Here is an 11,736-nt window from a genome sequence, read left to right as displayed (position 1 = left end):
TAGATGAAACTCTATATTATTGGTGCGGGACCGGGAGATCCGGATTTGATCACTGTGAAAGGCCTAAAACTTCTTCAACAAGCAGATGTTGTGATGTATACAGACTCTCTTGTGAATGAAGAGTTGATCGCTAAGGCGAAGCCTGAAGCTGAAGTGCTGAAAAGCTCCGGCATGGAATTGGTGGAAATGGTTGGCATCATAGTCGACCGCCTTAAACAGGGGAAGATGGTCGTGCGCGTGCATACCGGAGATCCGGCTATGTTCGGTGCAACGATGGAACAAATCGCTTTGCTGCGTAAAGAAAACATTGGCTATGAAATTGTTCCAGGCGTAAGCTCTGTTTTTGCTTCAGCCGCGGCTGTTGGCGCAGAGCTCACGATTCCAGATCTTACCCAAACGGTTATTCTAACTCGAGCAGAAGGTAGAACGCCAGTGCCGGAGCTTGAGAAATTGCGCGATCTTGCCGCACATCATTGTACAATCGCTTTGTTCCTGAGTGCAACTTTAATCAAGAAAGTTGTTAGCGAGTTTATAGAGGCGGGGTGGAGCGAGGAGACACCTGTTGCGGTCGTTCAGCGTGCTACTTGGCCAGATCAGTTAATAGTTCGTACAACAGTAGGAAAGCTTGAAGAGGATATGCGGAGCCTTGGTATCCGTTCGCATGCGATGATTCTGGCAGGCTGGGCGCTGGATCCGGAAATTCATGGCAAAGAGGAGTATCGCTCCAAGTTATACGATAAATCATTTACACACCGCTTCCGCAGAGGTATTAAGCCATGACGATTAGTCTTCAAGAGGGAGTCATTCCTGTTATACGACAGCAAAATGACTATGCAATCGTAGCTATTACGAAGCATGGTGTCGAGATTGCACGTAAGCTGAATGAGCAAATGAGCGGCACGGATGTCTATTACATGAGCAAGTTCGTCAAAGGTGATGAAGAGCAGCGCTCGATACAAATGTTCGAGGGTAGTGTTCGTTTATTATTTCCTGCACTTTTTCCCGCCTACCAAGGACTTATAATCATAATTTCCCTAGGTGCCGTTGTTCGTATGATTGCTCCATTATTGAAAGATAAGAAGAAAGATCCTGGTGTTGTTGTTATTGATGATAATGGGGAGCATGTCATCAGCATGCTTTCTGGGCATTTGGGTGGTGCGAATGAGCTAACTCATGAGGTTGCAGCTGCTATTGATGCAAGGGCTGTGATTACGACGGCATCGGATGTTCAGAAAACGATTCCTGTCGATCTCTTCGGCCGTCGTTTCGGCTGGGTTTGGGACTCGGCAGATAAACTGACCCCGGTCAGCGCTGCTGTCGTTAATGAAGAGCGAATTGCTGTTATTCAGGAATCGGGTGAACCGAATTGGTGGACGCATGAGCGACCTATACCCGCTAATATTAGGCGATTCACATCGATTTCGGATGGTCGAGCAAGCGAGCCGAATGCCGTCCTGCTCATCACGCATCGACTTCTGGGGCTAGAGGAGGAAAGCATTCTAACTAATGGTGTACTGTACAGGCCGAAAGTTATCATTCTCGGAATAGGCTGTAACCGCGGAACTCCAGCTGATGAAATTGAACAAGTCATACAAGTAGCACTTGAAGAGCTTTCATTTTCCATACGAAGCGTGAAAGCCGTTTGCACGATCGATTTGAAGAAGGACGAAGTAGGCTTGCTTGAGGTTACGCGTAATCACGGCTGGGAGTTCATCACCTATACACCTGAAGAGTTGAATACAGTGACCATCGAGGAACCTTCTGAGACTGTGTATCAGTTTACAGGAGCGTATGCAGTAAGTGAGCCGGCTGTTAAGCTTTACACGGGCCAAGACAAACTAACTTTAATTAAGAAAAAATCAGGAAATGTCACAATTTCTGTGGGATTACTCGACTTTACTGATTCTGCTTCATTCGAACGAGGTGGCTTGTGATGGATCGGCGGATTGTGATTGCAGGCACAGGAAGTGGTGTAGGGAAGACCACTTTGACCATCGGTATTATGGCTGCGTTACAGAAACGAGGAATTACGGTTCAGGGATTTAAGTGTGGTCCCGATTATATCGATCCAACCTATCATTCGGCTGTGACGGGAAGGCCTTCACGCAACTTGGATTCATGGATGACTGGGCGTGAAGCGGTGAAGGAAATATTTGACCGCGGAAGTCAAGCTTCAGATATATCGATTATCGAAGGTGTTATGGGGATGTTCGATGGCAAAAACCCACTCACTGATGAAGGCAGTACAGCGGATATAGGACGCATACTAGGTGCTCCGATCGTGTTAATTGTCAACATTGCGAGTATGGCAAGAAGTGCCGCTGCGATCGTGAAAGGCTATCAGCAGTTTGGTCAAGGCGATAACATTGTAGGTGTCATTGCCAATCGAGCAGGCAGCGAAGGGCATTATAAGTTGGTTAAGCAAGCTATCGAGCAGGAATGCGGTGTTCCTGTCCTTGGTTATTTGCCTCGTGACACGAACATTGAACTTCCTGAAAGGCACTTAGGTCTGGTTCCATCGATTGAGCGAGGCGAGCTCCGACCTTTTTTTGAGCTTTTGGCTGAAAAAGTGACGTCACATATAGATTTGGACCTTTTATTGGATTTAGCCAAAGCTGAGCCAATAGAGTGCAAGCCCGTTTTATTTACTAGCAATGATCAATTTGAGGCACCTAAACGAGTTAAAATCGCGATTGCGAAAGATGCCGCATTTCACTTTTATTATCCGGAAAATCTGGAACTGTTAGAGGCAGGAGGTGCGGAATGTGTATTCTTTTCGCCGCTTGCAGGTGAAGAGGTTCCTGTTGATGCAGATGGACTTTATATTGGTGGAGGGTTTCCCGAGGAATTCGCCGAGCGATTAGCTGCCGAAGAAGGGGTTAAGGCCTCTGTCCGCTGCCGAATTGAGGAAGGTATTCCGACACTCGCTGAATGCGGTGGATTTATGTTCCTCACGGAACAAATTGTAGATACGACAGGAATTGAATTTCCAATGGTTGGCTTGATCCCCGGAAAAGTCACGATGCAGACAAAGTTAGCAGCTTTAGGTTACCGCGAGGCTACAGGTGTAGAAGAGAACTTCTTGCTACCTGCAGGTGAAGAGGCTCGCGGCCATGAATTTCATTATTCAACTTTTCAAGTGAATGAGGGTGCGGATGTGAAAGCTGCCTTTCTATCGAAGGGCCGGCTTGGAACCAAAGCAGATGGGTATCTCAACGGGAATCTTGTTGCCGGTTATACACATTTGCATTTCGCATCAAATCCGAGCATGGTGAAGGAATGGATTCATGCGTGTAAGCAGTATCAACAAAGTCGTAACTAACAATGAAACCCCTTAGCCGAGTTAGCTAGGGGGTTTCGTCATGCCGTTATTTTATGAAGGTTAGAGCTTGATCCGCAATGGAATATTTATAGCGGTCAAGACAGTTGCAAAGGTAATCTTTGCGGCAAATCGGGCAAGGTTCTTTCATCAATCTATTCAAATCAGTCACTTTGCCGATACCGGTTTCGGAATCTCTTTCGAAGAAAAGACGGCATTTGTTGCGGTCTTTCAGTGAGACAACGACTTCGAAAAGACCATTTTTTTTATTATCACTAACTATTGTTGCATCTACTACTTGCGGATCGTATGCCATTGTAATTCCTCCTAAGAGTTTTGCTTTAGCAAAACTTTCTACGTAAGCTTAAAGCATAAACTAGCATTGTCGTTAGGGATCATTGATCGGAGATCAAAGTCTCACCTCGTTGTTTAGCTTGTGCGCATTAGTATATTATATAAATAAAAAAGATTTAATTCAATAGGAGGACCTACACGCGTGATTATGGACTATTGTGAGCAGGAAATGACTGAAGGGAAGGTACAGCTCCACATCGGCCTTCAGTTTGAAGATGAACCTGATTCCTTATATGTAGCGGAGTTAGAGCTGGGAGATAACGGCGTTGTGAAGGAGTGGAAGCTGTTCTTTAACGGGTTTGACTGTAACTATACGTTTCGTCGTGCGGAAAGAGAAGCGTTAGTCCGTTATGCAGCCGAACAAGGAATCACAATCAAAGAGATAAATGAAGCATGAAAAAAGGAATCGTCCCCATGCGAATGGTTCAAATTCCTTGTTTTGTGTTTATGATTTTGTTTAGTTAGTAATTGTTTCAGTGTAGGCGTCGTTCTGGATACGGGGTTGACTCCATGCCAGTGCAGTCGATTGATAGCAGGATCGAGCTTGCCTTCGCGTAAACTTCGTTGTCGATTTTTTTGTGCTTGGGTTCGGGACATTGGGATTCCTCTTTTCCTCTTACAAATTTGATTGTTGCTCTTGTTAATTGTAAGTAATCAGTTGCCTAGCTGCAATGGAAAGTTTTCTTTTCAATTATATATTATTTATTCACTTCATTTAGAAAAGGGTGAGGGCTTGCGTATTCAAATTCAACTAGCTGTGTCGGGCGAAATGGTTAAGCAGGATGTACTTGAAATAGCGGAATATAAACTTGGTGAAATGACGGATGAAGAAATTGAAAGTGCGATTGAAATAAAAATCCGTACATGGGTAGATCGCATGGTGCAAGTTGAATGGGAAGTTATTGAATAACGAAGCAAGGAACGTTGATCAATTAGAGCTCCGAAGAGGATGAATCCCCTTCGGAGCTCTTTGTGTGCAATCCTATGTATGTTTAGTGAATGATGTTGCCCACTCCTGTCTTTTGTAAGGCGTGCTCCCAGCTAGGGTAGTAATACAGGGCGTTTTTCATAAGATCAGGATGCAGCTTCTTCACATTTTTTTTGGCTAGCGACTCTCCGGTGTTGTGAAGCTGTACAATGTGGCCTAACACTTCGTCTGCGCTCATGTTTAGCTCCATGGATGGTTCATCTCCTTTCAATAAGAATATAACCCAATACTTGCCATTGGATGGGTAAAATATACATAGAATATAGTGGCAAAGGGCAAAATAAGCAGGCCAAGAGACGAAAGGAAAGTCGGTGTCTATCATGAATTGGCCCTCGTTGTCATTGTTTTCTTCGAAGCCGCTGCCGCTCTGCAAAGGGAAGATTAGCGTAGGAGTGATTACGAAAGTATTGCTGCGTGATTTGCCTCCAGGCCGAATCGTTGTTCTTAAGCACCGTGACCTGGATGAAGTCATTGCACAGGAACTCATCGATCGTAAAGTCAAAGCGATCATTAATTGCCATCAAACGATGAGTGGTACCTATCCGACCCAAGGCCCTCTGCTGCTGCTGCAGCAGCATATACCGATTTGGGAAGTGGAGTCTTCGGCGTTCGAAGCCTTTGAATCAAATAAGGATATTGCGATTTATGAGGATAGGATCATCGTCGAAGATCAGCATATCTCCTGTACCGCATTTACACGTGAGAATTGGATAAGCTTACAGCAGCTTGCGAATGATCAATCCTCAAGGCTATTAGAGCAATTTATTGAAAATACATTAACCTATGCTATTCGGGAGAAGCAAGCTGTTATGGAGCCACTGCCCTCACTCCCCCTAAGGGTAAATTGCGAGGGTAGGCATGTGTTGGTTGTTTCCAGAAGGAATGGGTATAAGAAAGATTTACTAGCCGCAAAAGCATTTATCTCAAAGGTCAAGCCGATTCTGATTGGGGTAGACGGGGGAGCCGATGCACTGCTCGAGTGCGGTTATCAACCGCATCTTATTGTAGGCGATATGGACAGTGTGACGGATCGAGCACTTTCGTGCGGCGCGGAGATCATTGTCCATGCTTACCCGAATGGAACGGCACCGGGAATGGCTCGAATAACTGCATTAGGGTTATTCGCGCATGTACTGCCTTGCTTCGGAACCAGTGAAGATGTTGCGCTTTTACTTGCTTTTGAGCAGCGGGGGGAGTGGCTAGTTACGGTTGGCGCGCATACCCATATGATTGATTTTCTGGAAAAAGGGAGGGAAGGCATGGGAAGCACGCTTCTTGTTCGGATGAAGGTAGGGGCGCGTTTGGTCGATATCAAAAGTATAGGCGCTCTGTATAAGCAGCCATTTCTATGGACGAAAGAGGTAGGCACCACTGTTCTTCTTTCCCTTTTCTTTATTGCTTTAGGGCTTTTTCAGCTTCACTGGATTTTGAAACGAGTTTCTCATGTTGTTTGGAAGCTTGGAGGTGAAGGATGAAGCCATATCTATCCATCATTATTCCAGCTTGGAATGAAGCAAGCAGGATTCCCAGTACACTTCAACATCTGTTGAATCAGGCCGACTTTATTAGGGGAGCGGGGATGAGATTCGAAATTATTGTGGTCGACGATGGCAGCGTCGATAATACCTACGAGGCTGCTTGGCCTTGGGTGGACAAGCTGGTCAAGCATGATCGCCGCCGCGGCAAAGGAGCGGCCATGCAATCTGGTGTCGCCAAGGCGAGCGGAGATCTGCTGCTCTTCCTTGACGCCGACCTTCAGGATACTGCCGGGGAGGCGCTCGTCCTCATCGAACCGCTGCTGCGGTGCGAAGCGGATATGGCGATAGCGAAGCTGCCGCCGTCCAGCGCCAAAGCAGGCTTCGGCTTGGTCAAGGGCTTGGCCCGCCGCGGTATTCACCGGCTCAGCGGCTATAAGACCGAAGCTCCCTTGTCGGGACAGCGCGCGGTGCGTGCTGATCGGCTGCGGGAGCTTGGAGGGTTCGCGCGCGGCTTCGGCGTGGAAGTCGCGCTAACAATCGATGCGGTGCGGCATGGCCTGCGCATCGTGGAGCTGGACGTGCCGATTACGCACCGTGAGACGGGACGGGATTGGCACGGATGTGTGCACCGCGGCAAGCAATTCGTCGCGGTTGGTTTGACGCTGCTGACTCGCTGGAAGGAGAGGAAGCGGGTATGGTTCTCATCGGATCGATCCTCGATCTGATTGTGCTTGGAGCGGCAGGGTGGCGGATGCTGCCGCACGTAAGGCGCTTTCTGGAGGCCCATGGGCAGGTGGGGCCGAACTATCTTGGCCATACCATCCCTCGCGGGATGGGGGTCGTTCTTTGGCTGCTCTTATGGCTTCAGGAGCTGATTCTTCAAGGTGCCGTAAGTTTAGAATCTTCCGGCTTGATGGGCGAAACTACATTGCTGAAAGAACTGAGTTCGCTTGAAGAGAATAATCGGGTATTCACCTTTGCCGCAACATTCATTTTCTTATTAGGTTGGACAGATGATTTAATAGGCAGCAAAGCCGTAAAAGGTTTAAAGGGACACTTCCGGTATTGGATGGAGTCAAAGACTTTGTCGATGGGAGCCGTTAAGGCGTTAGGCACATTAACGATTGCCGTATGGCTTGTTTTAACGGTCGGAAACGATCAAACCCCCATCTGGCAGATGGGGGTTGAGCTGATACTGATAATACTCATGACGAATACCTTGAATTTGCTTGACGTTCGTCCAGGTCGTTCATTAAAAGCATTTTTGGGTAGTTCTTGTGCGGTTTTGCTTGTGGGACTGTATGTTTTGGGCTTGGAAACGAGTGTGTTTTTTCCAATGATCCCGGTATGCATGGGTGGATTGATCCTATATAGCCTTGATATTCGTGGCTTCGGGATGCTTGGAGATGCCGGATCAAATCTACTTGGTTTTACATTAGGTTATGGAATCATCATGATCTTACCTTGGGAGGCACAATGTGTGATTGTTTCAATAATCGGCTTCCTACACAAAAAAGCGGAGGTGAGTTCCATAACGCAAATGATTGAACAGAACCGATTCCTTCATTGGTTAGATCGTTTAGGCCGGACTTGAAGTTCGGTCTATTTGCGGCGGTTAGCTTTAAATCTTGGTGCCACATAATTTCGTTTACGATCACGGAAAAACGTCCATCCCCCAATAAAAGCAACACCTAGAAGAAACAAAATTAACCCTAGGATGAACTTTCCCCACAGGATATGACCGTCTGTATCGAATTGAGCGAAAAAGGCGTCCTTCATGGCAAGGAATCCATAGGTGGCTGTCAAACCGGGAATAACGAGAAGAAGAATAGCAATAAATCGATAAAATGGTGCTCTCATAGCTGCTCCTTACTTTGCATGATACATGTTTTTCTATCATCATACTCTGAATCTGTTAGTGTGTCTAATTCACAAATAAGACTATGATTTGGTGACCAAAAAAGGGTAATATAATAGAGAGAAGTGTATACATATGAGGTAGTAATCGTTTAATAGGGAGGAAATACATAATGAGTGAACATAGATATGATGTCGTAGTTCTAGGTGGTGGTATTGGAGGTTACACCGCGGCTATACGGGCTGCACAATTAGGGAAAACGGTGGCTGTCGTGGAAAGGGACAAGCTTGGGGGTACTTGTTTACACCAAGGCTGTATCCCAAGTAAATCTCTCCTTCGGAGTGCTGAAGTATACGCAACAATGAAGAAAAGTGAGGATTATGGCATTACTGCGGAGTCTATTGAACTGAAGTTTGACAGTGTGCTTAATCGTAAGCAACGTATTGTTGATCAACTGCATCAAGGACTGCAATTCCTGATGAAGAAAAATAAAATCACCGTCCATTACGGCAATGGCCGTATTATTGGACCTTCTATCTTTTCACCACGCAGCGGTGCCGTTTCTGTAGAGAAGGAAGACGGGGATATCGAAACGCTTCTATCGAGTAATTTGATCATTGCTACAGGTTCCAGACCGCGTAGTTTGCCAGGTTTAGAGATCGATGGTACACATATTTTAACGAGTGAAGACGCTTTGCGTATGGAGAATCTTCCGAAGTCAATCATTATTGTCGGTGGCGGTGTGATCGGTGTAGAATGGGCTTCGATGCTGAGCGATTTCGGCGTAGCAGTTACCATAGTTGAGCTGGATAAACGATTAGTGAGCTTAGAAGATGCGGATATTTCCAAAGAACTGGAGCGCTTGTTTAAGAAACGCGGCATTAACCTCGTTACTGGAGCAAAAGTGCTTCCTGATTCCGTGAAGGTGTCGGAAGGCAGTGTTACTTTACAAGCGGACAAGCAAGGGGAGATCGTTGAATTAACAGCAGATAAGGTGCTTGTTTCTGTTGGCCGAGTGGCCAATATTGAGGGAATTGGGCTTGAAAATACCGATATTAAAATAGATAAAGGTATCATTCGTGTGAATCGGTTCATGCAAACAACAGAATCACATATCTATGCGGTTGGCGACGTTATTGGAGGACTTATGCTGGCGCATATGGCTGGTCATGAAGGGATTTTGGCAGCTGAACACCTAGCTGGTCAAACTCCGCATGAGCTGCAAGCGCATCTCGTTTCAAAATGTACGTATACAAGACCTGAGATAGCTAGTGTTGGTTGGACCGAACAACAGGCAGTCGACCAAGGACACAAAGTGAAAATTGGCAAATTTAGCTTCAAAGGGATTGGAAAAGCACTTGTATATGGAGATACAGATGGCTTTGTAAAGGTTATAGCAGATAGCGAAACGAATGACATTCTGGGTGTACACATGATTGGACCGCATGTGACTAACAGCATATCCGAAGCAGCGCTTGCCCAGGTACTGAATGCGACGCCTTGGGAAGTGGGCCAAACCATTCATCCACATCCAACTTTGTCGGAAGCATTAGGAGAAGCGATGCTGGCTGTCGATGGGATTGCAATCAGCGGATAAAAATTGTAATCATAAACATTTGCGTTTATAATAAGCATATAGAGTCAAGTACTAGGACCAGGTAATAAATTTATGTGGTACTAAAATTTCTAAAGGAGGCAACCTCCATGTCTATTGGTCAACTATATAAACATAGAAGTTTAGGTTTGTCTGACGACGAAGCCGTTCGTATGTATACAGTTATGAGTCTTGCTGCTAAATATGATGAGCGAGCTTTCATGCTTCAACGCGCAGGTAAAATACCTTTTCACGTATCTGGAATGGGACAATATGCCGGTCAGGTAGGGATGGCTTTTGCGATGAAAGCGCAAAAAGATTATTTCTTGCCCTATTATCGTGACTATGCGTTTGTACTATCTGTAGGCATGACTGTGAGGGATTTAATGCTTGCGGTTTTTTGCAAAGCAGAAGACGTCAACAGCGGCGGCAGACAAATGGCTGGTCACTTTGGCGATAAGAAAAATCATATAGTCACGGGGTCGTCCCCTGTTACGACCCAAGTACCGCATGCAGCTGGTATCGCGCTTGCAGCCAAAATGAAAAAGCAAGACTTCGTCACATTTGTTTCCTTCGGTGAAGGCTCAAGCAATCAAGGGGATTTCCACGAAGGCTGTAATTTCGCGGGTGTACATAAGCTTCCTGTTATTTTCGTTTGTGAAAATAATCAATACGCGATTTCCGTTCCTCTTCATAAACAAGTGGCTGGAAAAATCGCGGATCGTGCGCTGGGGTATGGGTTCCCAGGTATTCAAGTAGACGGCAGCGATGTATTAGAAATGTATCGGGTTACGAAGGAAGCAAGAGAAAGAGCAGCTCGTGGTGAAGGTCCAACGCTCATCGAAATGATTTCCTATCGACTTATGCCTCATTCAACGTCGGATGATGACATGCTGTACCGGACAAAAGAAGAAGTAGAACAGAACCGTCAAAAAGACGGCATCCTTAAATTCAAAGAATATTTAATGGAATGCGGACTATGGAGTGAAGATCAGGATCGTGACCTTCAGGAACGGCAAAAGCAAGAGATTAATGAAGCTACAAAGTATGCGGATCTCGCGCCTTATCCGAAACCGGAAGATACTCTCCTTCATGTTTACGCGGAAGGAGATGACAACTAAATTATGGCTGTAATTACATATTTGGAAGCAATCCGATCTGCCATGCAAGAGGAAATGCAGCAGGATGATAACGTCTTCGTACTCGGTGAAGATGTTGGTAAAGGTGGTGTCTTGAACACGACCAAAGGGCTGCGTGATTTGTTTGGTGAAGAGCGTGTTCTGGACACGCCTCTAGCGGAGTCTGCTATCGTAGGTGTGGCTATTGGTGCGGCGATGTATGGGATGAAACCGATCGCCGAAATTCAGTTCGCTGATTTCATCTTCCCAGCAACGAATCAAATTCTTAGTGAAGCGGCTAAGATTCGCTATCGTTCTAATAATGACTGGACATGCCCGATCGTCATTCGTGCTCCCTATGGTGCGACCGGAGCAGGTGCCTTATACCATTCCCAATGTCCGGAATCTGTTTTCTTCGGCACGCCGGGTGTTAAGATCGTAGCGCCTTCGAATCCATATGACGCTAAGGGGCTGCTGAAGGCAGCAATCCGAGATGCAGATCCTGTGTTATTCTTCGAGCACAAGAAGTGCTATCTGGCGTTATCTGCGGACGTGCCAGATGACGATTATATCGTGCCAATCGGCAAGGCTGACATCAAGCGTCAGGGTACGGACATTACGGTCATCGCCTACGGCATGGTTGTAAATTATGCATTACAAGCAGCTGAAGAGCTTGCGAAGGAAGGCATTTCCGCACATGTACTCGACCTGCGCTCCCTACAACCACTAGACAAAGAGGCTATTTTGGAAGCTGCTAGGAAAACGGGCAAAGTGCTAATCGCACATGAAGACAACAAAACAGGTGGCGTTGGCGCAGAAGTGTCGGCGATTATCGCCGAAGAAATGCTGTTCGAGCTTGATGCGCCTATCGCAAGACTTTGCGGACCGGATGTTCCGGCTGTGGGCAGCAATCCACCCATGGAGAAATTTTTCCTGCTCAATCCAGATAAGCTGAAGGATGCCATGCACAAGCTTGCTATGTTCTAATTTACATCTCATTTCCTTTAATTGATCAGTTCCTGAACTT

14 protein-coding genes are annotated in these 11,736 nt (G+C 46.2%); 11 read left to right on the top strand and 3 right to left on the bottom strand.

The genetic code is table 11. From position 1 onward, the window contains the following. Positions 1–3 precede the first annotated feature (3 nt). The 3 genes from cobM to QFZ78_RS09755 are packed head-to-tail and all read left to right on the top strand — an operon-like array spanning position 4 to position 3,322. Positions 4–780 (top strand): precorrin-4 C(11)-methyltransferase, encoded by a 777-nt coding sequence (gene cobM / locus QFZ78_RS09765; protein WP_307547050.1) that lies wholly within the window; start codon positions 4–6, stop codon positions 778–780. Beyond that, positions 777–1,934, top strand: coding sequence for a cobalt-precorrin 5A hydrolase (locus QFZ78_RS09760; RefSeq protein ID WP_307547049.1), 1,158 nt, complete (start codon positions 777–779; stop codon positions 1,932–1,934). The genes cobM and QFZ78_RS09760 overlap by 4 nt, the downstream gene beginning before the upstream one ends. Next, positions 1,934–3,322 carry a cobyrinic acid a,c-diamide synthase CobB gene (locus tag QFZ78_RS09755; protein ID WP_307547048.1) on the top strand — a complete coding sequence of 463 codons (1,389 nt, stop codon included), beginning with the start codon at positions 1,934–1,936 and terminating at the stop codon, positions 3,320–3,322. The genes QFZ78_RS09760 and QFZ78_RS09755 overlap by 1 nt, the downstream gene beginning before the upstream one ends. 46 nt (positions 3,323–3,368) lie before the next feature. Here QFZ78_RS09755 and QFZ78_RS09750 read toward each other — a convergent pair whose 3' ends face one another. Beyond that, positions 3,369–3,635: a hypothetical protein gene (locus tag QFZ78_RS09750; protein WP_029192924.1), complete on the bottom strand. Its 267-nt coding sequence runs from the start codon at positions 3,633–3,635 to the stop codon at positions 3,369–3,371. Positions 3,636–3,815: 180 nt separating this feature from the next. Between QFZ78_RS09750 and QFZ78_RS09745 the strand changes: the two genes are divergently transcribed. After that, complete coding sequence (locus QFZ78_RS09745) at positions 3,816–4,070, top strand: hypothetical protein (protein ID WP_307547047.1); 255 nt, start codon at positions 3,816–3,818, stop codon at positions 4,068–4,070. 336 nt (positions 4,071–4,406) lie between these two features. After that, on the top strand, positions 4,407–4,583 hold the full coding sequence (locus QFZ78_RS09740) for a hypothetical protein (RefSeq protein ID WP_164826760.1): 177 nt from the start codon (positions 4,407–4,409) through the stop codon (positions 4,581–4,583). An 82-nt stretch (positions 4,584–4,665) separates the two neighbouring features. On the opposite strand, the gene QFZ78_RS09735 is transcribed toward QFZ78_RS09740, so the two are convergent. Beyond that, positions 4,666–4,851, bottom strand: coding sequence for a hypothetical protein (locus QFZ78_RS09735; protein ID WP_171643455.1), 186 nt, complete (start codon positions 4,849–4,851; stop codon positions 4,666–4,668). Between the two features lie 130 nt (positions 4,852–4,981). Here QFZ78_RS09735 and steA point away from each other — a divergent pair, with 130 nt between their 5' ends. From steA to QFZ78_RS09720, 3 genes are read left to right on the top strand one after another with little or no spacing between them, the layout of a single operon-like run. Continuing rightward, entirely contained in the window at positions 4,982–6,136 is a 1,155-nt protein-coding gene (gene steA, locus QFZ78_RS09730) for a putative cytokinetic ring protein SteA (protein ID WP_307547045.1), read from the top strand. Further along, positions 6,133–6,864: a glycosyltransferase family 2 protein gene (locus QFZ78_RS09725; RefSeq protein WP_307547043.1), complete on the top strand. Its 732-nt coding sequence runs from the start codon at positions 6,133–6,135 to the stop codon at positions 6,862–6,864. The genes steA and QFZ78_RS09725 overlap by 4 nt, the downstream gene beginning before the upstream one ends. Continuing rightward, positions 6,759–7,733, top strand: a complete 975-nt coding sequence (locus QFZ78_RS09720; RefSeq protein WP_307547041.1) for a hypothetical protein — start codon at positions 6,759–6,761, stop codon at positions 7,731–7,733. The genes QFZ78_RS09725 and QFZ78_RS09720 overlap by 106 nt, the downstream gene beginning before the upstream one ends. 8 nt (positions 7,734–7,741) lie before the next feature. On the opposite strand, the gene QFZ78_RS09715 is transcribed toward QFZ78_RS09720, so the two are convergent. After that, the gene (locus tag QFZ78_RS09715) at positions 7,742–7,999 is read right to left on the bottom strand and encodes a DUF2627 domain-containing protein (RefSeq protein WP_307547039.1); all 258 of its coding nucleotides are present in this window, start codon (positions 7,997–7,999) and stop codon (positions 7,742–7,744) included. A gap of 170 nt (positions 8,000–8,169) precedes the next feature. Between QFZ78_RS09715 and lpdA the strand changes: the two genes are divergently transcribed. The 3 genes from lpdA to QFZ78_RS09700 all read left to right on the top strand — a co-directional run bounded on the left by lpdA (position 8,170) and on the right by QFZ78_RS09700 (position 11,696). Next, entirely contained in the window at positions 8,170–9,594 is a 1,425-nt protein-coding gene (lpdA, locus tag QFZ78_RS09710) for a dihydrolipoyl dehydrogenase (RefSeq protein ID WP_307547037.1), read from the top strand. 107 nt (positions 9,595–9,701) lie between these two features. After that, on the top strand, positions 9,702–10,712 hold the full coding sequence (locus tag QFZ78_RS09705) for a thiamine pyrophosphate-dependent dehydrogenase E1 component subunit alpha (protein ID WP_307547034.1): 1,011 nt from the start codon (positions 9,702–9,704) through the stop codon (positions 10,710–10,712). Positions 10,713–10,715: 3 nt separating this feature from the next. Then, on the top strand, positions 10,716–11,696 hold the full coding sequence (locus QFZ78_RS09700; RefSeq protein ID WP_307547032.1) for an alpha-ketoacid dehydrogenase subunit beta: 981 nt from the start codon (positions 10,716–10,718) through the stop codon (positions 11,694–11,696). The last annotated feature ends 40 nt before the right edge of the window (positions 11,697–11,736 follow it).

This window comes from Paenibacillus sp. V4I5, assembly GCF_030817255.1.
In the GTDB taxonomy this organism is placed as follows: Bacteria; Bacillota; Bacilli; order Paenibacillales; family NBRC-103111; genus Paenibacillus_E.
Note: the sequence above shows the minus strand (reverse complement) of the source record. Positions and strands in the feature narration are given on the sequence as shown.